Origin of the sequence: Paenibacillus sp. WLX1005 (genome assembly GCF_046603685.1) — a bacterium.
Classification (GTDB): Bacteria; Bacillota; Bacilli; order Paenibacillales; family Paenibacillaceae; genus Saccharibacillus.
Genome location: NZ_CP176756.1, coordinates 1,793,659 through 1,816,037 on the forward strand (window position 1 = coordinate 1,793,659; position 22,379 = coordinate 1,816,037).

Consider the following 22,379-nt stretch of genomic DNA (forward strand, 5'->3'; position numbering starts at 1 on the left):
AAGATTTATGAAAAAAGCTCCGCAACACGCGATCAAAAAAGCGGCTGCTATCGTCATCAGTAGCGCATTCCTACTGACTGCCTGTGGTGGTCAAAGCGCTTCATCCGGCGAATATGATGCCAATTCCAAAGCGAATATTAGCTGGCTCAACATTTTGCATACCGCTTCGCCGCCGACAGATACCGTGCTCGACAAGCTGGAGGAGAAAACCAATTCCGATATTACATTCTCATGGATTCCAGATGCGTCCAAGGAAGAACGGATCAATACCGCACTCGCATCCGACTCGCTGGCGGATATTGTGACGCTGACGATGCTGGACAATTCCTCTGTACGTAACTCGCTCAAATCCGGTCTATTCTGGGAAGTGGAGCCGTATTTGAAGGAGTTCCCGAATCTGGCGAAGATCTCGCCGGAGACGATCAAGTCCGCATCAATCGGTGGCAAGCTGTACGGCATTCCGTTTCAAAAGGATCTGGCACGTAACGGTGTTACCATCCGCAAGGACTGGCTGGATAAGCTCGGTCTGAAAGTACCAAAAACAACCGATGAGCTGATGGAAGTTGCTAAAGCATTTACCGAAAAAGACCCGGACGGTAACGGACAGAACGATACGACTGGCTTTGTTGACCGCAACGATCTGATCTATGGAGCATTCAAGACGCTCGGCTCCTACTTCGGCACACCGAATAACTGGCAGGTTAGCTCCGACGGCAAGATGACACCGGAATTTATGACCGACGGTTATATGAAGACGATGGATTATATGAAAGAGCTGTATGATAACGGCTATATTAACAAAGACTTTGCTGTTACCGCCAAAACCGATCAGCAGCAGAAGTTTGCCCAAGGCAAAGCAGGCATTTACGTCGGCGCGCTGTTTGACAGTAAAAACCTGCTTAATATGGCAAAAGGTCTGCAAAATAATATGGAGCTGGTGATGGTTAACGATATTACATCTACCGGCAATGAAAAAGATCGCGCCATCTGGGCAGCTAACAATGGCATCGGCGGTTTGCTAGCGTTCCCACGTACCGAAGTGAAGGACGAAGCACAGCTGAAACGCATTTTACAATTCGTAAACGATCTGTTGGATGAAGATTCGTATGCGCTCATGACATATGGTATCGAGGGCACGCATTATACGGTAGATGACAAAGACGCAGTCACGATTATCAATACCGATCTGTGGCAGCAAGAAGTGCAGCCATTTGCATCCAGCCGTCCGAAGGAAAGCGGTTATCAGATCCATGATGCCGATCCACTCAAGCAACAAGCGGACAAGCTAATCAAAGAAAATGCTGATTATGCGGTATTGAACCCGGCGTATGCGTTGGATTCGGAAACGTATAATACACAAGGCTCCGAACTGCAAAAGATTATCACCGATGCGACATACAAATACATTCTGGGCGAAATCGACCGTGACGGCTTCAATCAAGCGTTGGAAAACTGGAAAAACTCCGGCGGCAACAGCATCATTTCCGAATACGAAGCCGCATATCAGCAAGTCGGCAAATAAGAGCGAAGGCAGTCATCATTCTTTGGAGGAGGACAACGATGAACAACTGGGATCAGCAATCGCAATGGGCGATCCGAACGGCAAAGTCGATTATGGAACGTCAGCCATACCTGCATGAAGATCGGGTACATCATGGCAAATGGTCGTATGATTATGGCGTGATTTTGAAAGGATTTCAGTTATTGTGGCAGCAAACAGGCGATCCAGTGTATATCGATTATATCCGCCACAATATGGATTATTTTGTACAGGAAGACGGCAGTATTCGCGGATATGCGGTAGATGAATACAATATCGATCATATTAACAACGGCAAGCTGCTATTTATGCTGCACAACAAAACCGGCGAAGAGAAGTATCGCAAAGCCGCTGATCTACTGCGTAAGCAGCTCCAATCGCATCCACGCACATCGGAAGGCGCATTCTGGCACAAGCAGATATATCCGTATCAAATCTGGCTTGATGGATTGTACATGGGCTCGCCCTTTTATCTGGAATATGCGCTGACCTACGGCGATGCAGCCGATGTGGACGATGTGACCAAGCAGTTCATTCTGTGTGAGAGTCATACGAAGGATGCACAAACTGGGCTGTTGTATCATGCGTGGGACGAGAAGCGGCAGCAGCCGTGGTGCAATGCCGATACGGGATTGTCGCAGAACTTCTGGGGACGTTCACTTGGCTGGTTTGTGATGGCGCTAGTGGATGTGCTGGAGATTCTGCCGGTAGAGCATACGCATTACGAACAATTGGAGCGTATGCTGAACGATACATTGACCGCTGTACGACGATATCAGGATGAGGAAACGGGTGTCTGGTATCAAGTACTTGATCAGGGCAAACGCAAAGGCAATTATTTGGAAGCATCGGCAAGCGCGATGTTCGTGTATGCAATCAGCAAAGGCATTCGTCTTGGCGTACTGGAACCAGACTGGCTAAAAACGGCAGACTGGGCATACGCTGGCATGATCTCCGAATTTGTATTGGAAACGAAGGAAGGCTGGATTAATTACAACAAAAACTGTCAGGTTGCTGGGCTAGGCGGTGCAGATCAGCGGGATGGCACCTTTGCCTACTATATCAGCGAGCCGATTGTGACCAATGATCAGAAAGGGCTGGGTGCATTCCTGCAAGCATGTGCTGAATATGAGCATCTGAATCAGGAGCGTCCATCTGCCCAGCATCAGCGGCAAGATTCGGTATCGTCGATTCCGAGTGGGAAGGAGCAATAATATGACCGTATACAATATCGACGATTACGGTGCAATGCGGAATTCCAGCAAGTCATCTACGGCAGCGATCTCGTCGGCAATCGAAGCAGCGGCGCGTGCAGGTGGCGGCACGGTGCATATTCCGGCGGGTACATACCGTACGGGAGCGATCTTGATGCAGAGTCATATTGAGCTGCATCTCAGCCCGGGGGCGGTGCTGTCGTTTAGCACCGATCCGGCGGACTATCCGGCAGTATCGTCACGCTGGGAAGGGGCAGAGCGACTTGTTCATGCGTCGTGCATTTACGGAGAACAGCTGACCAACATCTCGATCACTGGTAGCGGCATGATCGAGGGGAATGGGCAGACATGGTGGGATCTGTTCCGCAATGAACCAGATAAGCTGGAATATCCGCGTCCCAAGCTGATTAGCTTTGACCATTGCAGTCGTATTACGATTCGTGATGTGCAGCTGCGCAACTCGCCGAGCTGGACAGTCAATCCGATCTGCTGTACCAATGTGACGGTGGATAATATAGCTATTCTAAATCCGGCAGATTCGCCCAATACAGATGGCATCAACCCGGAATCATGCACCAATGTGCATATTAGCAATTGCCATATTGATGTCGGCGATGATTGTATTACGATCAAGTCCGGCACGGAGGATACGCCGGAACGGGTGCCATGCGAGAATATTACCGTCACTAACTGCACAATGCTGCACGGGCATGGCGGTGTGGTGATCGGCAGCGAGATGAGCGGCGATATTCGTAATGTGACGATCAGCAATTGTATTTTTAAACAGACGGATCGCGGCATTCGCTTGAAATCACGGCGTGGACGTGGCGGCACAGTGGAGGATATTCGCATTAGCAATCTTGTGATGGAGGATGTTATCTGTCCGTTTATTATGAATCTGTATTATTTCTGCGGACCGCGCGGCAAGGATAAATACGTCTGGGACAAACATCCATATCCAATCACCGCCGAGACACCACGCTTCCGTCGGATTCATTTTGCCAATATTACTGCGCGTCAGGTACATGCTGCGGCTGGATTTCTGTACGGACTGGCGGAGCAGTATGTATCGGAAGTGACCTTTTCCGATATTGACATTTCTATGGCGGAGAATGCGATTCCCGGTCGTCCAGCGATGATGGCGGGCATTGAGGATATGAACAACCGTGGTTTTTATCTGGGGAATGTGCGCGATGTTCGCTTTCACCGGGTGACGATTGAGAATCATGAAGGACCTGCCTTTTATATCGAAAATGGCGATGAGGTCGAGATCATCGATTGTCACTCCCGCAATACCGCCAAGCCAGAACAGCTGGTAGAACGGGTGACGACCGAAGTGATTGCCAATTCCCCAAGCTGATCAGTTACAATTGCGACTGATGACTGATGACTGATGACTGATGACTGATGACTGATGACTGATGACTGATGACTGATGACTGATGACTGATGACTGATGACTGATGACTGATGACTGATGACTGATGACTGATGATAAACAATGAATAATGGTCTGCCTATCTTATGCCTATCGATGAGTATCCGAATCCATCTGCGAAAGGAGTCTGCATATGCAAAAGGAGGATCAGCTGGTCAAACTGCTTGGCGATCTGCCAGCGCCAGTGCCTGTCATTGCGCAATCGCTGGAGCGTCGTCTGTATGACGGTTATCGTCTGGAGACGCTGCTGCTGGAGCTGAACGGACTGGAAAAGGTGCCTGCTTATGTGGCACTGCCCGCGGAGGGAGAAGGACCTTTTCCGCTCGTGATCTTCAATCATTCGCATGGCGGCGATTACACGAATGGTCGGCGGGAATTGATTCGCAGTAGTCCGTATTTGCAGCAGACGTCCTTTGCTTCGGTGCTCACAGGTATGGGATATGCGGTTGCTTGCATTGATATGTGGTGCTTCAATGAACGCGGTGGCAAGAGCGAGAGCGAAACGGTCAAAGAAATGCTCTGGCAGGGCAAAGTACTATGGGGCATGATGCTATACGACAATATGCGATTGCTGGATTATATGTGTACACGTCAGGAGATCGATGCCAACCGAATTGGCACGATTGGTATGTCGATGGGCGGGCTGATGGCATGGTGGTTGGCAGCGCTGGATGAGCGTATTGATGTGATCGTTGACATTAGCGCACAGGTCGATGCGCAGACGCTGATCACCAAGCGCGGCTTGGATCACCACGGCTTTTATTCCTATGTGCCCGGTTTGCTCAAGTACTATTCCACACTGGATATTCAGCAACGGATCGTCCCGCGTCCACGCATGAGTCTGGTCGGTAAGAATGATCGTCTCTGTCCGCTGGAAGGCGTGCAGTTGCTGGATACAGGCTTGCACGAGCTGTACGCCAAAGCTGGCTATCCAGAACATTGGCAACCGGTAATCGGCAGCGGTGGTCATATGGAGACGATGGAGATGCGTGCTGCGTGGCAGCCGTTTTTGAAAAAGCATCTCGGATAGCACATGGTGGATAGGATCATAGGGATTATAGGATCGTATCATGATCGGATTTGAAATCATGAGAGTCTTCATATGAATGTACAACGATGGAACAGGAAGTATGACAATCCGCGCCCGGCAGCTTTTTCCTTGTCGGGCGCTTCTATTTTGATCCCAACATCAGCAAAGGAGAATGGGCATATGCAACTGACTGTAGGCAAAGCTTCCTTTTGCGATTATTCAACAATTCAGCAGGCGGTCGATGCACTGGAGCAACATGGTGACGCTGCTGTCGACACGCTCTTTATTCTGGAAGGTACATATGAGGAAACGGTGATCATTCACCGCTCACGTCTACACATTTACGGTCTGGGTCGTGTAGAGATTACGATGAACCGACATGCACGTCAGCATAATGAACAGGGCGAGGAGATTGGCACCTTTGCAACGGCGACTGTATTTGTCGGTGGTAGTGACTTGCTGCTGGATAATCTGATCATTAGCAATACAGCAGGGCAAGGAGTCAATATTGGACAGGCAGTGGCGCTGTATGCACATTGTGATCGTTCTGTCTTCCGTCGCTGCACGCTGCGAGCATATCAGGATACGCTGTTTACCGGACCATTACCGCCCAAGCCAAAGGAACGGGCGCTTTTTGGCGGGATTGAACTGATACAGCAGCATGCACAGTATCGTCAGCTGTATGAGCATTGTTATATCGAAGGCACGATTGATTTTATATTTGGCGGAGCAACGGCGTATTTTGACCAGTGCCATATTCATAGTCTGCGTCATTATGATAATCAGTCCACCTATATCACCGCAGCATCCACGCCTCAAGGGCAACCGTACGGATATGTGTTCCATCGCTGTTTTGTAACCGGTGATGATGACATTGCGCCGGTATACTTAGGCAGACCATGGCGCGAGTATGCACAGACGGTCTGGGTGGAATGTTCACTTGGCGATCATATTCATCCGGCAGGCTGGGATAACTGGGATAATACCAACAATGAGCAGACGGTCGATTATCGAGAATATCATGCGGAATCCGCATCCATCTGGCGCTATCATCGGGTAAACTGGGCAGTCTGCGAAATCGGCGATGATAAGGATTGGCGCAAAGAAATTATATTTGACGGCGAATGCTTCTGGAAGGAAGAGGAGGAATATTCATGTCCCTTATAAATAGTGGCGATCCATCGACAACAGACATCGGCGGCGCAATGATTCGCAATCCGGTATTACGAGGATTTAATCCTGATCCGTCCATCTTACGAGTCGAAGATGTGTATTATATCGCAGTATCTTCGTTTGAATGGCTGCCCGGTGTACGGGTGTATGAGTCGCGCAATCTGGTAGATTGGCAGCATTGTACGGATATTTTGAGACATCAGGTACAGCTACAAGGCAATCCAAAAAATTGCAGCATCTGGGCGCCGCAGCTCAGTTATGCGGACGGACAATTTTACCTGCTGTATACCGATGTGAAAAGTACAAAGCGCCCGTTCAAAGATGATCACAACTATCTGATCACTGCAACCGATATTCGCGGTCCGTGGAGCGAACCAGTGTATCTGAACAGCAGTGGCTTTGATCCGTCTCTGTTTCATGATGAAGACGGTCGCAAATGGGTGCTCAATGCGCTGTGGGATTATCGGATCACCGAGGGGAATAAATCGAGTGGTATTGTTATGCAAGAATATGACCATCGTACTCGTCAGTTGATCGGCGAACCGATCAAGCTATTCGACTGCACACCGCTCAAGAAAACCGAAGCTCCGCATATATATAAACGAAACGGCTATTACTATCTGATCACCGCCGAAGGGGGAACAGGTACGGGGCATGCCGTGACAGTTGCACGCTCTCGTCATCTGACTGGCTCGTACGAAGTCGATCCGCATAATCCGATGATGACATCGAGCGGGAATGCAGAGTGGCCGCTGCAATGTGCCGGACATGGCAGTCTGGTGGAGACACCTGCGGGAGAGTGGTATATGGCGCATCTGTGTACTCGCCCACTGGACGGACAATATGCGATTCTTGGACGTGAAACCGCGATTCAGCAGGTGTATTGGGATGAACAGGGATGGCTGCGTTTGAGTAGTGGCGGGAAGTTGCCACAGCTAGCCGTACCAGCACCAAGCGGACTGGCAGCAGACTTAGACGTGCCGCATCGTTTGAACACGACCGATAGTGAAGTTGTTTCCAAGATGGAATCCATGATCCAAGCGGAACCGATGTCCTATGGTTTTGTGGCAAACAATACGCCGACGATGAATCTCGCTTCGTCCTGTGAATGTACTTTTGTCGATGAATTTGATCAGGAGACGTTGCATCCGCAATGGAATACGCTGCGCATACTGGCGGATGAGGACTGGTGCTCCCTCCGGCAGCGTCCGGGGCATTTGCGATTGTATGGCGGCGAGTCGATTCAGAGTCTGTTCCGTCATCATATCGTTGCACTCCGGCAGCGTGATCACAGCTTCCGTGCTGAAACTGCGCTGGATTATGAGCCACAGCAATATTTGCAAATGGCGGGTTTGGTATTGTATTTGAATGAAGACAATTATCTATATGCGTGTATTACGCGCGACTGTGCAGGGAAGGTTATCCGTCTGATGCGCTGTGCGGCAGATCAATTTTATGTGTATCCTGAGGTGATCGTAGTACCGGAACAGACTACGGTTTATCTAGCGGTAGAAGTGCAACAAACGACAGCCCGTTTTTATTACCGAGTGTCTGAACAAGAGCAATGGACAGCGCTATACAATGAGGAGCATATCTCGTTTCTGTCCGGCGGCTTCACTGGAAATTTTGTTGGCATCGCCGCACACGATATGTATCAATTCAAAGGCAGCTATGCCGACTTTAGTCATTTTCGCTATGAAGGACGGGAATGAATAGAGAGTTCTACACTGCCATCGTACTGGTGTGAGTTGCCAGCGATGGCAGTCTTTTTCATATAGAGAATGCTAGGGTGGGAGTGCGCAATACATATTTTTTGAAAATAAAACATGCTTCATCTCACTTGCTCCATTGGCTCACATACGCCGCCACTACTGCTTAATACCAAACTGGCATATACAAAACGATCATATTGTTATAAATAATGTCATATCAGGCAAAATTACAGCATTGTAATTCCGATTAAACCGATATACTATATTTGTTATGTACAAGCAAGAGAGCATAATTTATTGATGGGGGATAGAGAATCATGAATACCAAGTTTAAAGGTCTGGTTATCGCAATGCTGTTTACACTGCTTCTGGCAGCTTGCTCGGGCAACAGTGGCGGCACTAGCTCAACAGCGACAACCGGAAGCTCCACAGCCGCAGATAGTGGCACGCCGAAGGATGGCGGTAGCCTGATTATCGGTGTAGCATCCGATCCGGTAATTTTGAATCCATTATATGCAGGGGATCGGGTCAGCTTGACGATTGACCAGGCACTGTATGCACCACTGTTCCAAGTCAACAATGGCAAAAAGACATTTTATCTGGCTGAAAGTCTGGAACCTTCTGCCGACCAGCTTACATACACACTCAAGTTGAAAAAAGACCTGACCTGGCACGACGGGCAGAAGCTGACCGCAGATGACGTTGTGTTCACCATCGACAGTATCCTTGACGAGAAGCAGAATAGCTTCCTGCGTTCCGGCTTTATTATTAACAACAAACCGGTACAAGTATCCAAAGTGGACGATCTGACGGTGGAATTCAAGCTGCCACAAGTCAGCCCAGCATTTGAAGCATCGCTTGTACAAGTATCCCCTATTCCAAAGCATATTTTTGAAGGCGAAACCGATCTGGAAAAGAGCAGCAAAAACGATTCTCCAGTCGGCTCTGGTCCATTCCAATTTAAAGAATATAAAAACGGTGAATACGTAACACTGGATCGCTTTGATAACTACTTTGGTGGCAAACCGCATCTGGATAGCGTAACCTACCGTATCGCCAAAGATGCCAATGCTGCTAATCTAGCATTGCAAAATGGCGAGATCAACGTACAATACCTAGACCCGCGTGATGTAGCAACTATTCAAGCCAGTGGTAATTTTGATATTCAATCGTACAGTGAAGGTCGTCTGGCATATCTGATGTTCAATGCCAACAGCGACACTGGCGTCCTGTCCAAAAAAGAAGTGCGTCAGGCGCTCTCTTACGCACTGAATCGCGATGAGCTGATCAAGACAACCTATACGTCCAGCGAATATGCTGATCCTGCCAAATCATTCGAGACACCGGACGGATTGTATCAAACGAACGATGTACCAACCTACGACAACGATGCTGCCAAAGCGAAGCAAATTCTTGCTGAGCAGGGCATTACGAATCTGAAGCTGCGCATGATCGTGCAATCCGGTAACAAAGCACAGGAAGCCGTTTCCCTCTATGTACAGCAAAAGCTGAAAGAAATCGGTGTCGATGTGGAGCTGCAAAATATGGATTCCACTGCATGGGGACAAAAGTTTGTTGATCTCAAAGCGACCGATTATGAGCTGGCATTGACCGGCTACATTATGGGCTATGACCCGGATGCGTACCGGATTCTGTTTGAAACCGGATCTTCGTCCAACTATAGCCATTACTCCAACAAGCAGGTCGATCAACTGTTCGCTCAAGGTTCGGGTGAAGGCGATGCTACCAAACGCGGCGACATCTACAAACAGCTGCAAACTATCATTGCGGAAGATGCGCCAATCTATCCGATTGCGTACACCAAAACCGTCGTTGCAATCTCCAAAAACTATGGCGGTCTGGATCAAGCCGTGCTGAAACCAGTTGTTATTTTCGAAGACTTGTCCAAAATCTATCAAAAACAATAAACGTCCATGTTCATAATGAAAGCAGCAAATAAGCCGGTTTCCCGGCTTATTTGTTGTTGTGAAGGGAGTGCGGAACATGAGGCAAATGATTATCCGCCGCTTGTTGCAAACGATACCGCTGCTATTTTTTGTCTCTATCGTCTGCTTTGCTATGATCAAGCTAGCACCGGGTGATCCGGTGCTGTCGTTTGTAACGCCGAATATGCATGCCGAGGATATTGAACGAATTCGTCATAATCTCGGTCTGGATCGTCCGGCGTATGTACAATATTTGTTATGGTTGAAGCAACTGTTGCAGGGCGATCTTGGTTATTCGCTCGTCAATCACCAGCCTGTAATGAGACAGATTCTGGAGCGATTGCCTGCAACCGCAGGTCTGATGGGCAGCGCGATTGCCATCGCTGTAGTGCTGGCGATTCCGCTTGGCTTGATTGCTGGCGCGAATCGCAACCGCTGGGTAGACAAAATAATTAACTTGCTAGCGTATATCGGTATTTCGGTGCCGCTGTTCTGGCTAGCGATTTTGCTCATGTATATTTTTGCAATCAAATTATCATTATTGCCTAGTATGGGCATGCGTACGATTGGAGTGGAATCGCCGAGCGATGTGATTCGTCATGGGATTTTGCCGTGCTCAGTGCTGGCGTTTGGGTTTCTGGCAGGGTATGTGCGCTACATTCGTTCCAGCACCATCGGTCAGCTCAAGGAAGATTATGTACAGATTCAATATGCGTTTGGCTCCAATACATGGACGATACTGTTCCGTCATGTGATCAAGCATGTGATGCTGCCTGTCATTACGCTGCTCGGTATGTCGATGGGTGATCTGGTCGCTGGTGCGATCGTCACCGAGACGGTCTTTTCGTGGCCCGGTATCGGTTCGCTTGGTATGACAGCTGTCAAAGGGATGGATTATCCAATCATTATGGGCATTACGCTATTCTCGTCATTGATGCTGATTCTCGGCAATCTGGTGGCTGATATTTTATATGCTGTGGTCGATCCGCGCATCAAGGCAAAGGGGTGACACAATGAACCACAGGAAATGGAACCACTTGAAGCGCGCATTATGGGATAGCAAGCTGGGTATGACTTCGCTGTTTCTCTTAATTGTGCTGGCGCTAGGCGCAATCTTCGCCTTTCTGTCGCCGTATGATCCGAATCTGATGGATGCGACATCGCAGTTTGCCACGCCGGGACCGGCGCACTGGTTTGGAACAGACGATTATGGACGTGATTATTTTGCCCGTGCTTTATATGGCGGTAGAGTATCGCTGCTGGTTGGCTTTGCTTCGATGATTCTGGCGACTGCCATCGGCGTAGCAGTTGGTGTGATCAGCGGTTATTTTGGTGGCTGGATTGACAGTCTGCTTATGCGAGCACTGGATGTGATTTCTTCCATTCCATCGTTTCTCGTATTGTTACTGCTCAGTGTATTTTTGAAGCCGAGCGTAGGCAATATTATCGTCATCATCGCATTGTTAATGTGGATGAATGTAGCGCGTATTGTTCGCGCGGAGACGATGAGTATCCGGCAGCGTGAATATGTGCTGTATGCGCGTGCATCAGGACAAGGAGCAAATGGTATGATTCGGCATCATATTTTGCCGGGACTCGTTCCCGTTATTATTGTTGGCGCGACCAATAATATCGCGTCCGCGATTATGATGGAATCGTCGCTAAGCTTTCTCGGCTTTGGTGTACAGCCGCCGAATGCGACCTGGGGCAGTATGCTGAACAGCGCGCAGGGCTATATCGCGCAGGCGCCGTATTTGGCATTGTTTCCGGGTCTGCTGATTTTGCTGACTGTACTTAGCTTTAATGTACTGGGTGACATTTTGCGGGTCGGTCTTGAACCGAAGCTGAACCGGCGATAGGAGGGGAATCCATCATGACAGAACGGCTATTGACCGTAGACAATCTTAACGTTTCATTTGCTACCCGTGACGGCGATAATCAGGCGGTACGCGGGGTGAGCTTTCATGTAGACAAAGGCGAGACACTCGGCATCGTCGGCGAATCGGGCAGTGGCAAAAGTGTCACCGCCCGCTCGGTCATGTCGTTACTATCCGCACCCGGACGCATCACTGCCGGACAGATTCATTTTCGCGGTCAGGATTGCTCGCAATGGTCGGAAAAGGAATGGCGCAAGCTGCGCGGCAACCGCATTGCGATGATCTTCCAAGATCCGATGACCTCGCTCAATCCGCTAAAACGGATCGGTCAGCAATTGACCGAAGTGCTGCGTCGTCACCGTGGTCTAAGCAAGCAGGAGGCGAATCAGGAAGCGGCACGACTATTGCGAGAAGTCGGCATTCAAGATGCAGAAGTGCGATTGCGTCAGTATCCGCATGAATTCAGCGGCGGTATGCGTCAGCGGGTCATGATCGCGATGGCACTATCGTGCAAGCCGGATTTGCTCATTGCCGATGAACCGACAACTGCACTGGATGCGACGATTCAGGCACAGATTCTCGATCTGTTCAAACGTTTAAAACAGCAATCGGACACAGCCATTACACTCATTACGCACGATCTGGGTGTGGTGGCACAGGTGTGCACACGCGTTATTGTGATGTATGGCGGGTTGATTATGGAGGAAGGCAGTGTAGAGGATATTTTCTACCGACCACAGCATCCGTATACCAAAGGTCTGCTGCGCTCCTTGCCCAAACGCGGCAGCGGCTCACGCGAACGACTCGTGCCGATTGAAGGTACACCGCCGGATCTGCTGTATCCGCCAGTCGGTTGTCCATTTGCACAGCGTTGTCCGCAGGCGTTTGCACGCTGTCAAGAGATGCCGCCAGTTACCGAGGTGGCACCGGGTCATCGCTCCAAATGCTGGTTATCGCATGAGGTTGTACCTGTACATGAGCAGTTAGCGTCGTCTGCACTGGAAGGAGTAGAGCATCATGAGTGATATTCTAGTGGATGTACAGAACTTGAAAAAGCATTTTATTGGTACTCGCAACTGGCGTGGACAGGCAACTAGCGTACAGCGTGCAGTCGATGGTGTGAATTTCCAGATTCGACGGGGCGAAACATTCGGTCTGGTCGGTGAATCTGGCAGCGGCAAATCCACAGTGGGGCGCTGTATGTTGCGATTGTATGATTATACGGATGGGGAAGTGATATTTGATGGACAGCCGCTCGGTTCACTTGGCGAGAAAGCGCTCAAGCCGTTCCGACGCCGCATTCAGTCTATTTTCCAAGACCCGTATTCATCGCTTAATCCGAATCTGAATGTGCTGGAGCTGATTAGCGAGCCGATGAAGATTCACGGCATGAATGCAGGCAATGAGCGCAAAGAAATCATTGCCGATCTGCTGGAAACAGTCGGTCTGAATCGGGATCATCTGCATCGGTATCCGCATGAATTCAGCGGTGGTCAGCGTCAGCGCATTTCCATTGCCCGCGCTCTGTCAGTACGCCCAGAATTTATCGTATGCGATGAGCCGATCTCGGCGCTGGACGTGTCGGTACAGGCACAGGTCGTTAATATGCTGGAGGATTTGCAGGCAGACTTTGGATTGACCTATCTGTTTATCGCGCATGATCTGTCGATGGTGCGCCATATTTCCGACCGAATCGGTGTTATGTATGGAGGGCGATTGGTAGAAGTTGCAGATAGCGATGAATTGTACGAGAATCCACAGCATCCGTATACGCGTGCATTATTGTCGTCGATCTTGGAAACCGATCCCGGTAAAGCTGCCGAGCGTATTCACCTTGACGGCTTCACCGCGATTCGCAATAATGAGCAGGCAGCACCACTACAAGAAATGAGCCCCGGACATTTTGTGGCTTACGATTATAAGTAAGAATAAACGTAGGTACGAACTTGAAGTCCGAATTTGAAGTCTGAACTCGAACTCGAACCTAATTGAAACGGATAGGAACAGATATGAGTAATCGGACAGAATGAAATTCAACGATTAGAAAGGACGTGCAATGCAATGTCGCATACAATAGAAAAGGTAAAGCTGTCTCAGTGGGATGCCTTACTACTGGAAGCGTTACGCAGTCTTGGCTGGAATGAGCAGCAACTGCTGAACATCGGCGCTGTCCAACAATTGCCCGTCGATGAGAGCGTGTATGAATGGGATTACAGCGAGCTGGCTGCCTTTGCTGCTGCTGAACCGGACATTTACCGCTCCGCTGTTCAACACGGATATCGGATCAAATACAATACCATTCGTGGTATTCGTAGCTGGCTGCATATTACCTACAACATCGAAGCTGAATTGATTCTGGATGAAGGTGAGGAAGCGGTAGTCGCCACATTGACCGAAGCACAGCAAGACAAGCTGGCACAAGTCTTATCATCCGGTTGGCATATCCGCTCTGTATCAGCATCGTTGTACCGAATCGAACCACTATACGTAGCTACCCCATAACCATCATATTCCGATACACAAACCAACGATGAATCCATAACGAGTACCTCATCAAAAGTAAGAAAAGCAAGCATTAGAACACCTATCAAAACAAGCTGACTTCGATCATCATCTATTGAAGATGGTCAAAGTCAGCTTTTTGTATTTTTCTGCAATATACTGTAATAAATTCAAGCCAGCTACCGATAATGAAAAAAGGAAGAAAAAGGATAAAATGTGGATGCTTTCTCCCCAATCCATCCGCTGTATCCAATTGTGAACGAAAATCGTCGATCCTTGAAACTTTTTGAATTATTTTGAAGGAGAGTGATTGTTTTTTGTCAGGTTTGTGGTAGTATAAAAAGCAGTTGGGGGAATGAATATGCTTACAGAGGAACGTTACAACCTGATTATAGAGCGCTTACAGGTCAGCGGAATCGTTAAGTTGCAGGAGCTGGTCGATGTGTCCGGTGCCTCGGAATCTACGATACGCCGCGATTTGATTGATCTGGAAGGGCGACAACTGTTAAGGCGTATCCATGGCGGAGCGACTTTGCTGCATCAGAAGGGCGAAGAACCCGGTATGGAAGAAAAAACATTCACAAACGTTCAAGAGAAACATCATATTGCTCGTTTGGCAGCCCGCGAGATTCAGAATGGAGAATGTATCTATCTGGATGCTGGGACGACAACACTGGCGATGATTCCCTTTATTGAAGCCAAAGACATTACAGTCGTTACAAACGGATTGTCACATGTGGATGCCTTGGTCAGTAAGCGCATTCGCAGTTATTTGCTCGGCGGTATGATGAAAATGCTTACCAAAGCGATCATCGGCGGCATGGCATTGGAAAACCTGAATAATTTCCGGTTTGACCGCTGCTTTCTCGGAGCGAACGGCATTGATGCCGAGATGGGGTATACAACGCCCGATCCCGAAGAAGCAATGATCAAGCGACGCGCCCACGAGCTGGCTGCTCATACGTATATACTGGCAGATTCCAGCAAGATCGGCGAAGTTACTTTTGCTCGTCTGTTTGATCTGCAAGAGGCGGTACTGATCACTGAAGCAGTACCGGAGCATTCACGACCATCTATTTTGAATAAAACTAAAATAATCGAGGGATAAACATGATCTACACTGTGACATTGAACCCTTCCATCGATTATATCGTGGAAGTTGACGAATTGAAGCTGGGCGATCTGAATCGTATGAAACGCGATCTGAAACTGCCTGGCGGTAAAGGCATTAACGTTTCTCGCATCCTGAATCAACTAGGTGCGCAAAATACAGCAATCGGTTTCCTGGGTGGATTTACTGGTCATTATATTGATGACAAGCTCAAGCAGGACAATATTGCTACCGATTTTGTATTTATTCAGGATGATACCCGCATTAACGTGAAGCTGAAACACGGCGAAGAAACCGAGATCAATGGTCTTGGTCCGGCAATTAGCAACGAAGAAGCGGATCAACTAGTGAACAAGCTATCAGCATTGCAACAAGACGATGTACTGGTGCTGTCCGGCAGTGTGCCGCCATCGCTAGGAGCAGATTTTTATGATCGTCTGATCGCAGTTTGTAAGGAAAAAGGTGCACAGTTCGTAATCGATACAACTGGCAAGGCATTGCTGGAAGCATTGGAGCACGGACCACTGTTAGTAAAGCCGAATCATCATGAATTGGCTGAATTGTTCAACGTAACGATCAACAGCCGTGAGGAATTGATCGGACACGGACGCAAGCTGCTAGATATGGGTGCGCAAAATGTACTGATCTCCATGGCAGGCGAAGGTGCACTGCTAGTAACTGCTGATGAGGTGTACCATGCCAATGTGCCAAAAGGTCAAGTGAAAAACTCGGTCGGTGCTGGCGATTCTATGATTGGTGGCTTTGTCGGTACGCTTGTACTGAACGGCGACCGTCTGGAAGCATTCCGTACTGGTGTAGCTTCTGGTAGCGCAACTGCATTTTCCGATGATCTGGCGGATCGCGCCAAGATTGACGAATTGTTGCCACAGGTGAGCATTACACGTCTGTAATTGCATCACATTTTACAATTGGTATCATATGCTTTGACATCATCTGTCGCACAGTGGGTAATGGATTCCAAAGCAAATACCGGCGCGATACGGCAAGTGTGCCGTATGAGCCGGTCATATATATTAAGGGAGTGTACACAATGAGAATTACTGATCTGATGATCAAAGAAGTCATGATCATGGACTTACAAGCTGTCAGCAAAGAAGCAGCAATCGATGAACTGATTGCCAGCCTCACCGGAAGCGGACGCATCAATGATCCTATCCTGTTCAAAGAAATGATCCTGAAGCGCGAAGGCGAATCCAGCACGGGAATCGGTGGCGGGATTGCTATGCCACACGCCAAAACCAAAGCGGTGAACGAGCCAACCGTCGTTTTTGCGAAAAGCAAAGCAGGGGTAGACTACGAATCGCTAGATAACGAGCCGGCTCATCTGTTCTTCATGATTGCTGCACCGGAAGGCGCTGCAAATACGCATCTGCGCACACTGGCTGCATTGTCCAAGCTGCTCATTGATAGCGATTTCATCGCCCAATTGATGGATACGCAGACACCGGACGAAGTTGCTGCCCTGTTTGATTCCAAACAAGCAGAAGCGGATGCCAAAGAAGAAGCACGTCAAGCTGCCAAAGCAGCAAAAGAAGCTGAGCAGCAAAAAGAAAATGCACGCGAGCAGGAAGCTTCGTCTTCTCTGACTGGTGGCGAAGGCGCTGAACCATTCGTCGTTGCAGTTACTGCCTGTCCGACAGGTATCGCGCATACGTTTATGGCAGAAGATTCTCTATTGAAAAAAGCCCGCGAAATGGGCGTCAATATTCGTGTGGAAACGAACGGCTCTGAAGGCGCAGGCAATCCGCTGACTGCTGACGAAATCCGTCGTGCAAGCGGCGTGATCGTAGCTGCTGACAAAAAAGTCGATATGGATCGTTTTGATGGCAAACCCGTACTGCAACGTCCGGTTAGCGACGGTATCCGCAAGCCAGAAGAATTGATCCGCAAAGCGATGAATGGCGAAGCGCCAATCTTCCGTAGCTCCGGTCAAGCTTCTACAGATAGCGATGCACCAAAAGAAAAAACAAGCGTAGGTAGCAAAATTTATAAAGACCTGATGAACGGAATCTCGCACATGTTGCCGTTCGTTGTAGGTGGCGGTATTCTGCTGGCAATCTCGTTCCTGATCGAGCAAACAGCAGGCGAAGACAGCCAACTGTTCCAACTGCTGCAAACGATTGGTGGCGGAACAGGCGCATTCTTCTTCCTGATTCCGATTCTTGCTGGTTTTATCGCGATGAGTATCGGTGATCGCCCAGCCTTGATGCCTGGTATGGTCGGTGGTCTGATGGCGGTTAACTCCAACGCTGGTTTCCTTGGCGGTCTGGCTGCCGGTTTCCTGGCAGGTTATGTGATCGTCTTCCTGCGTAAATTGCTCAAAGGTTTGCCAAAAGCAATCGACGGTCTGAAACCAATTCTGCTGTATCCTGTACTAGGTCTGTTGATTACTGGTACGATTATGTACTATCTGTTCGATCCAATCTTTGGTGGTATTAACACATGGCTCGTGAACGTCCTGAACAACCTTGGTACAGGGAATGCTGTTATTCTCGGTCTGATTCTGGGCGGTATGATGTCCATCGATATGGGTGGTCCGTTTAACAAAGCAGCGTATGCTTTTGCAATCGGCGTATTCACATCGAGCGGCAATACGAACGGTGCAATGATGGCAGCAGTTATGGCAGGCGGTATGGTGCCACCACTGGCAATCGCACTGTCGACTACCTTCTTCCGTAACAAATTCACGGAGCAAGAGCGCAAGTCTGGTCTGACAAACTATGTACTCGGTCTGTCCTTCATTACAGAGGGTGCTATTCCATTCGCCGCAGCTGACCCGCTGCGCGTACTGACTTCTTGTATTATTGGTTCCGCTGTTGCAGGCGGTCTGACTCAGTTCTGGCACATCAACCTGCCAGCACCACACGGCGGTATCTTCGTCGCTGCACTGGCTAACCACGCACTACTATTCATGCTTGCCGTTGTTATCGGTGCGGTAATCTCCGGTCTAATCCTCGGCATATGGAAAAAGCCAGTTGCTCAAAAATTGGCTGAACAACAAAAAGCAGCTTAATCTCAACAGTTTCAGTTTCATCCTATTTGTAAAACAAGGCGGCAGGGGAAGTATCCCTTGTCGCCTTTTCGTATTCATATATCTTAGTCAAGAAGACCGCTTTATCATCCAAGACAGTTATAACGAATATTTCCACCATTGGCACTTCCATTATGGGGAATTTACTGTATCGCCTGTTGAAATGGATGACTGCGAATCATATCCACGAAATGTTGTGCCGCTGCCGATAGAGGCTCATTCTTGCGCGTCCAGATTGAAATTGTATTTTCCAAATGAATATCCGCTACATATACCCGGCAAAGCGTTCCACGCGCCACCTCATCTCGTACAATCAGCGACGAAATAAAGTTCGCTCCATACCCCGCAGTGACCGCCTGAATCGCTTCGTATAATCCATTGAATTGCAGCGGAATACTAGGCGCAGGCAGATTATGCGTACGACACAATGACAACAGCCGCTCACGGGTGGAACTGCCCTGTTCACGCATCACAAATGGCTCCTGCATCATCTGTGATAGTGAGATATGCTGATTGGCATACGGATGCTCTGATCCAACGACAAACCACAGCTCATCTCGAAACAATTCCTCCATATCGACCCATTCACCTGCGCGCTCTGGTACACCGCCATAGATAGCGAGATCGACCTGTGCCGAAGTGAGCAGCTGCAAGGCTTCCGCTGAATTGGTCGTATGAATGGTCAATTCCACCTGTTCGTATTGCTTTTTGAAACGAGACAACCAGCCCGGTAACAGCACATGAGCAGGCAAGTACGTAGCAGCAAGGGCAATCTGTCCAGCTTGCCCTTGCTGGATCTGTCCGCAAAATTGTTCAATTTGCTGCTCCACTGCAAATAGACGCGCTGCCATCAGTGCAATCTCTTCTCCTGCCGCTGTCAATGCAATTCCACGACCAGCAGGTTGCAGCAAGGGAATGCCGAGCTCATGTTCCAACTTTTTCACCTGAGCGGTAATCGCAGGCTGGCTAATCGCAAGCTGCTCTGCCGCTCGAGTCACGTTACGCGTAGTAGCAATCGTATAAAATAGTCGCAGTCCATGCAGATTCATCCATACGCCTCTTTTCACAATCATTGTCATAAAGCTCATCTTAATCATAACTTAAATCTATGAATAACATGAAAACATATATTATATTTATCTAAAAATTAGAGTTATGCTTATACCAGAGGCAGAGATGCAGAACAAAAACGGTATTTATGGATAGCTGCCTACTTTCATTCAACAGGGAGAGATGGCATTATGAAACAATCATTTATCGCCGGAAAGATGACAGAACAGCAGCAATTATGGGATGATGTGGATCGGTATGTAGAATCACAGCTCATTCCGCATGACGATGTACTGGCAAGTATTGCGGAGCATAATCGTCAGGCGGAGTTGCCACCGATTGAAGTCACGGATCTGCAAGGTCAATTTCTGCAATTGCTAGTACGTATGTCAGGTAGCCAGCGCATATTGGAACTCGGTACACTAGGCGGGTACAGTACGATCTGGATGGCGCGCGCATTGCCGGAAGGTGGCAAGATCGTGACGTTGGAATTGGACGAGTATTATGCCCGTACCGCCGCTGCCAATTTTGCTTATGCAGGCGTAAGTGAGCAGATCGATTTGCGAGTAGGTGCGGCATTAGAGCAATTGCAACAGCTAGAGCAGGAAGGGGCGGAGCCGTTCGATTTTATCTTCATTGATGCGGACAAGCCAAACAATCCGAATTATTTGCAATGGGCATTACGGTTATCGCATCCGGGTACGATCATTGTAGGTGACAACGTGATTCGGCAGGGCGAAGTGATCGACCGTCACAGCAGCGATCCACGCGTGCAAGGCATCCGTTCCTTTTATGAGCTGATTCGCGATGAAATACGTATCACCGCTACTGCACTGCAAACAGTAGGGGAGAAGGGGTACGACGGATTTTTGATCGGTATCGTAAACTAAGCACACAGAGCTGCATCGTCTAGGTATGCGATTCATTTTGCTTCAATGTAGTACGAATGAGCTCCAGCAATAATCGAACTGCCGAAGATTGGTACGACGTTTCTCGTAGCTGAAGCAAGCCGATGGATAGATTCTGCTGCTTCAGAGCAAATGGCAACACAACCATATCATCTGGCAGTGCAGTCGAGGACAGAATTGCACCAATGCCACCAGTTGCCGCTGTCAGTGTAGGCACTGCCGATAGCTGACTGACCGTATGGCTAAACGGTTGTATGTGCTTATAAGACCATTCCCGCTCCAATTGCAAATGGTACAGACACTGTCGCCCGCCCGCAATCAATGGATACTGCCGAAAATGCGCATCATTCAATTGCTGCTGCGTCGCCAGTGGATGATCGCGATGCACGATAAACTGGATTTGCTCGTCATATAAATGTTCAAAATGCAAAGAGGTCATATCATTCGGCTCTCCGCATACTGCCAGATCGACTGTTCGTTCCTGTACTGCCTGCCGTAGCCTATCTGTATTCGCGATCGTAATCTCACAGGCAATACCGGGCTTTTGCCGAGTAAAATCGCGCATGACTCTTTGCAATAGCTGCGGCGAACGATTCTCAATCATGCCAAGCCGCAGCGTGCCCACTTCCTCCTGTGCAATCTGCTGCGCCTGATCTTTTACATGTTGCCAGTGAGCGATAAGTGAATCAATCTCGCGTGCATACAATTTGCCCGCTTCCGTTAATTCGGCATCCCAGCCACGTTGAAACAATTGCATCCCCAGTTCTTTTTCCAGTCGCTGAATCTGATGGGTGACAGTGGATTGCGCATAATGTAGCTTCTCAGCTGCGCGTGAGAATGTCCCTTCTTGAATAATCGTGCGAAACGTCGTTAATTCCTTGAGATCCATATTGTCATCTCCATTCATAAAATTGAATATATGTATGATTATTTTCAATTATATAGATGAAAACAGGTCATGTACACTGAAATGGAACCGTCATACCTGTCTGATATGCGGAAATCAGGATCATCAAGGAGTGAAGGCTATGCCTTTTGTTGAGATTGGATATCGTAGTGGAGTCTACGAAACGGAGCAATTATCGCGAATCAGTCGCAGTGTGCAGGAATCACTACAGCAGCATTTTCATGTACCAGAACAGGATTACTTTCAATTGCTACATCACTATGAATCAGAACAATTCATCTATGATCCACACTATTTGAATATGCAGCGTAGTCCACAATTGCTCTATATTCGCATTACGTTAGGCGCAGGTCGCAGTAAGGAACAGAAGCAGCGACTGTATCAAGATACTGCCGAGCGACTGGAGCAGCAAGTCGGGATCCGTGGAGATGACGTATTTATCGTGCTGATTGAGACGGAATTGGACAATTGGAGTTTTGGTAAAGGAGAAGCACAGATGCTACACGGTGCTAATCATATTACCTCACAGGGTGAAGCGTTACCGCCTTCTGATCAAGCGCAACCAGATACTATAGAACATCATCATCGTCCGTGGCATCCACCAGTCGAAACGAGTGTGAGGGACATCTATGGTCAGATTGCGCCCCAATTTGTTCGTTATAGTGAAGAGGTGTTGTTCGGTCATATGTGGCGACAGCCGGAGCTTGGATTGCGCGAACGCAGCTTGATTACGATAGCTGCCCTGATCACTGCTGGTCATACTGCGCAACTGCCGTATCATTTCAAGCTTGCTGATCAACATGGCATCTCGCATGAGGAACTGGTTGCTGTCATTACGCAACTTGCCTTCTACAGCGGTTGGCCCGCCGCTGCCGCTGCATTACAAGTATTAAATGAAACTAGTATGAAATGAGATGCA

The 22,379-nt window shown here is 48.7% G+C and carries 19 protein-coding genes; 17 read left to right on the top strand and 2 right to left on the bottom strand.

Annotated features, from left to right (window positions below; all coding sequences use genetic code 11):
* Positions 1–7 precede the first annotated feature (7 nt).
* The 15 genes from ACE3MZ_RS07745 (at position 8) to ACE3MZ_RS07815 (ending at position 18,577) form a co-directional block, all read left to right on the top strand.
* Entirely contained in the window at positions 8–1,522 is a 1,515-nt protein-coding gene (locus ACE3MZ_RS07745; RefSeq protein ID WP_411345873.1) for an extracellular solute-binding protein, read from the top strand.
* A gap of 38 nt (positions 1,523–1,560) precedes the next feature.
* A complete protein-coding gene (locus ACE3MZ_RS07750) occupies positions 1,561–2,754 on the top strand; it encodes a glycoside hydrolase family 105 protein (RefSeq protein ID WP_411345874.1) in 1,194 nt (397 codons plus the stop codon).
* 1 nt (position 2,755) lies between these two features.
* The gene (locus ACE3MZ_RS07755; protein WP_411345875.1) at positions 2,756–4,114 is read left to right on the top strand and encodes a glycoside hydrolase family 28 protein; all 1,359 of its coding nucleotides are present in this window, start codon (positions 2,756–2,758) and stop codon (positions 4,112–4,114) included.
* Between the two features lie 211 nt (positions 4,115–4,325).
* Complete coding sequence (locus ACE3MZ_RS07760) at positions 4,326–5,222, top strand: dienelactone hydrolase family protein (RefSeq protein ID WP_411345876.1); 897 nt, start codon at positions 4,326–4,328, stop codon at positions 5,220–5,222.
* 186 nt (positions 5,223–5,408) lie between these two features.
* Complete coding sequence (locus ACE3MZ_RS07765; protein WP_411346730.1) at positions 5,409–6,389, top strand: pectinesterase family protein; 981 nt, start codon at positions 5,409–5,411, stop codon at positions 6,387–6,389.
* The gene (locus ACE3MZ_RS07770; protein ID WP_411345877.1) at positions 6,377–8,107 is read left to right on the top strand and encodes a glycoside hydrolase family 43 protein; all 1,731 of its coding nucleotides are present in this window, start codon (positions 6,377–6,379) and stop codon (positions 8,105–8,107) included. Before ACE3MZ_RS07765 ends, ACE3MZ_RS07770 begins: the two co-directional genes overlap by 13 nt.
* Positions 8,108–8,424: 317 nt before the next feature.
* Positions 8,425–10,035 carry an ABC transporter substrate-binding protein gene (locus ACE3MZ_RS07775; RefSeq protein ID WP_411345878.1) on the top strand — a complete coding sequence of 537 codons (1,611 nt, stop codon included), beginning with the start codon at positions 8,425–8,427 and terminating at the stop codon, positions 10,033–10,035.
* 76 nt (positions 10,036–10,111) lie between these two features.
* Positions 10,112–11,062: an ABC transporter permease gene (locus ACE3MZ_RS07780; protein WP_411345879.1), complete on the top strand. Its 951-nt coding sequence runs from the start codon at positions 10,112–10,114 to the stop codon at positions 11,060–11,062.
* Positions 11,063–11,066: 4 nt separating this feature from the next.
* Positions 11,067–11,912: an ABC transporter permease gene (locus tag ACE3MZ_RS07785; protein WP_411345880.1), complete on the top strand. Its 846-nt coding sequence runs from the start codon at positions 11,067–11,069 to the stop codon at positions 11,910–11,912.
* 14 nt (positions 11,913–11,926) lie between these two features.
* Positions 11,927–12,955: an ABC transporter ATP-binding protein gene (locus tag ACE3MZ_RS07790; RefSeq protein ID WP_411345881.1), complete on the top strand. Its 1,029-nt coding sequence runs from the start codon at positions 11,927–11,929 to the stop codon at positions 12,953–12,955.
* Positions 12,948–13,856, top strand: a complete 909-nt coding sequence (locus ACE3MZ_RS07795) for an ABC transporter ATP-binding protein (RefSeq protein ID WP_411345882.1) — start codon at positions 12,948–12,950, stop codon at positions 13,854–13,856. The genes ACE3MZ_RS07790 and ACE3MZ_RS07795 overlap by 8 nt, the downstream gene beginning before the upstream one ends.
* 135 nt (positions 13,857–13,991) lie before the next feature.
* Positions 13,992–14,432, top strand: coding sequence for a hypothetical protein (locus tag ACE3MZ_RS07800; protein ID WP_411345883.1), 441 nt, complete (start codon positions 13,992–13,994; stop codon positions 14,430–14,432).
* A 361-nt stretch (positions 14,433–14,793) separates the two neighbouring features.
* Positions 14,794–15,540, top strand: a complete 747-nt coding sequence (locus ACE3MZ_RS07805; protein WP_411345884.1) for a DeoR/GlpR family DNA-binding transcription regulator — start codon at positions 14,794–14,796, stop codon at positions 15,538–15,540.
* Between the two features lie 2 nt (positions 15,541–15,542).
* On the top strand, positions 15,543–16,454 hold the full coding sequence (gene pfkB, locus ACE3MZ_RS07810; protein WP_411345885.1) for a 1-phosphofructokinase: 912 nt from the start codon (positions 15,543–15,545) through the stop codon (positions 16,452–16,454).
* Positions 16,455–16,594: 140 nt separating this feature from the next.
* Positions 16,595–18,577, top strand: a complete 1,983-nt coding sequence (locus ACE3MZ_RS07815; RefSeq protein WP_411345886.1) for a fructose-specific PTS transporter subunit EIIC — start codon at positions 16,595–16,597, stop codon at positions 18,575–18,577.
* 161 nt (positions 18,578–18,738) lie between these two features.
* Here ACE3MZ_RS07815 and ACE3MZ_RS07820 read toward each other — a convergent pair whose 3' ends face one another.
* A complete protein-coding gene (locus ACE3MZ_RS07820; RefSeq protein WP_411346731.1) occupies positions 18,739–19,644 on the bottom strand; it encodes a LysR substrate-binding domain-containing protein in 906 nt (301 codons plus the stop codon).
* Between the two features lie 192 nt (positions 19,645–19,836).
* Here ACE3MZ_RS07820 and ACE3MZ_RS07825 point away from each other — a divergent pair, with 192 nt between their 5' ends.
* Positions 19,837–20,535, top strand: coding sequence for an O-methyltransferase (locus tag ACE3MZ_RS07825; protein WP_411345887.1), 699 nt, complete (start codon positions 19,837–19,839; stop codon positions 20,533–20,535).
* Positions 20,536–20,554: 19 nt separating this feature from the next.
* On the opposite strand, the gene ACE3MZ_RS07830 is transcribed toward ACE3MZ_RS07825, so the two are convergent.
* A complete protein-coding gene (locus ACE3MZ_RS07830) occupies positions 20,555–21,442 on the bottom strand; it encodes a LysR family transcriptional regulator (RefSeq protein ID WP_411345888.1) in 888 nt (295 codons plus the stop codon).
* Between the two features lie 139 nt (positions 21,443–21,581).
* Between ACE3MZ_RS07830 and ACE3MZ_RS07835 the strand changes: the two genes are divergently transcribed.
* Positions 21,582–22,373: a tautomerase family protein gene (locus tag ACE3MZ_RS07835; RefSeq protein ID WP_411345889.1), complete on the top strand. Its 792-nt coding sequence runs from the start codon at positions 21,582–21,584 to the stop codon at positions 22,371–22,373.
* Positions 22,374–22,379: the final 6 nt, after the last annotated feature.

What these genes read in the sequence shown, in the direction of transcription:
- ACE3MZ_RS07790 (WP_411345881.1), top strand. Translation starts at nt 11,927, where the DNA reads ATGACAGAACGGCTATTGACCGTAGACAATCTTAACGTTTCATTTGCT.
- ACE3MZ_RS07780 (WP_411345879.1), top strand. Translation starts at nt 10,112, where the DNA reads ATGAGGCAAATGATTATCCGCCGCTTGTTGCAAACGATACCGCTGCTA.
- ACE3MZ_RS07815 (WP_411345886.1), top strand. Translation starts at nt 16,595, where the DNA reads ATGAGAATTACTGATCTGATGATCAAAGAAGTCATGATCATGGACTTA.
- pfkB (WP_411345885.1), top strand. Translation starts at nt 15,543, where the DNA reads ATGATCTACACTGTGACATTGAACCCTTCCATCGATTATATCGTGGAA.
- ACE3MZ_RS07835 (WP_411345889.1), top strand. Translation starts at nt 21,582, where the DNA reads ATGCCTTTTGTTGAGATTGGATATCGTAGTGGAGTCTACGAAACGGAG.
- ACE3MZ_RS07755 (WP_411345875.1), top strand. Translation starts at nt 2,756, where the DNA reads ATGACCGTATACAATATCGACGATTACGGTGCAATGCGGAATTCCAGC.
- ACE3MZ_RS07820 (WP_411346731.1), bottom strand. Translation starts at nt 19,644, where the DNA reads ATGAATCTGCATGGACTGCGACTATTTTATACGATTGCTACTACGCGT.
- ACE3MZ_RS07830 (WP_411345888.1), bottom strand. Translation starts at nt 21,442, where the DNA reads ATGGATCTCAAGGAATTAACGACGTTTCGCACGATTATTCAAGAAGGG.
- ACE3MZ_RS07825 (WP_411345887.1), top strand. Translation starts at nt 19,837, where the DNA reads ATGAAACAATCATTTATCGCCGGAAAGATGACAGAACAGCAGCAATTA.
- ACE3MZ_RS07750 (WP_411345874.1), top strand. Translation starts at nt 1,561, where the DNA reads ATGAACAACTGGGATCAGCAATCGCAATGGGCGATCCGAACGGCAAAG.
- ACE3MZ_RS07800 (WP_411345883.1), top strand. Translation starts at nt 13,992, where the DNA reads ATGTCGCATACAATAGAAAAGGTAAAGCTGTCTCAGTGGGATGCCTTA.
- ACE3MZ_RS07745 (WP_411345873.1), top strand. Translation starts at nt 8, where the DNA reads ATGAAAAAAGCTCCGCAACACGCGATCAAAAAAGCGGCTGCTATCGTC.
- ACE3MZ_RS07760 (WP_411345876.1), top strand. Translation starts at nt 4,326, where the DNA reads ATGCAAAAGGAGGATCAGCTGGTCAAACTGCTTGGCGATCTGCCAGCG.
- ACE3MZ_RS07785 (WP_411345880.1), top strand. Translation starts at nt 11,067, where the DNA reads ATGAACCACAGGAAATGGAACCACTTGAAGCGCGCATTATGGGATAGC.
- ACE3MZ_RS07775 (WP_411345878.1), top strand. Translation starts at nt 8,425, where the DNA reads ATGAATACCAAGTTTAAAGGTCTGGTTATCGCAATGCTGTTTACACTG.
- ACE3MZ_RS07770 (WP_411345877.1), top strand. Translation starts at nt 6,377, where the DNA reads ATGTCCCTTATAAATAGTGGCGATCCATCGACAACAGACATCGGCGGC.
- ACE3MZ_RS07805 (WP_411345884.1), top strand. Translation starts at nt 14,794, where the DNA reads ATGCTTACAGAGGAACGTTACAACCTGATTATAGAGCGCTTACAGGTC.
- ACE3MZ_RS07795 (WP_411345882.1), top strand. Translation starts at nt 12,948, where the DNA reads ATGAGTGATATTCTAGTGGATGTACAGAACTTGAAAAAGCATTTTATT.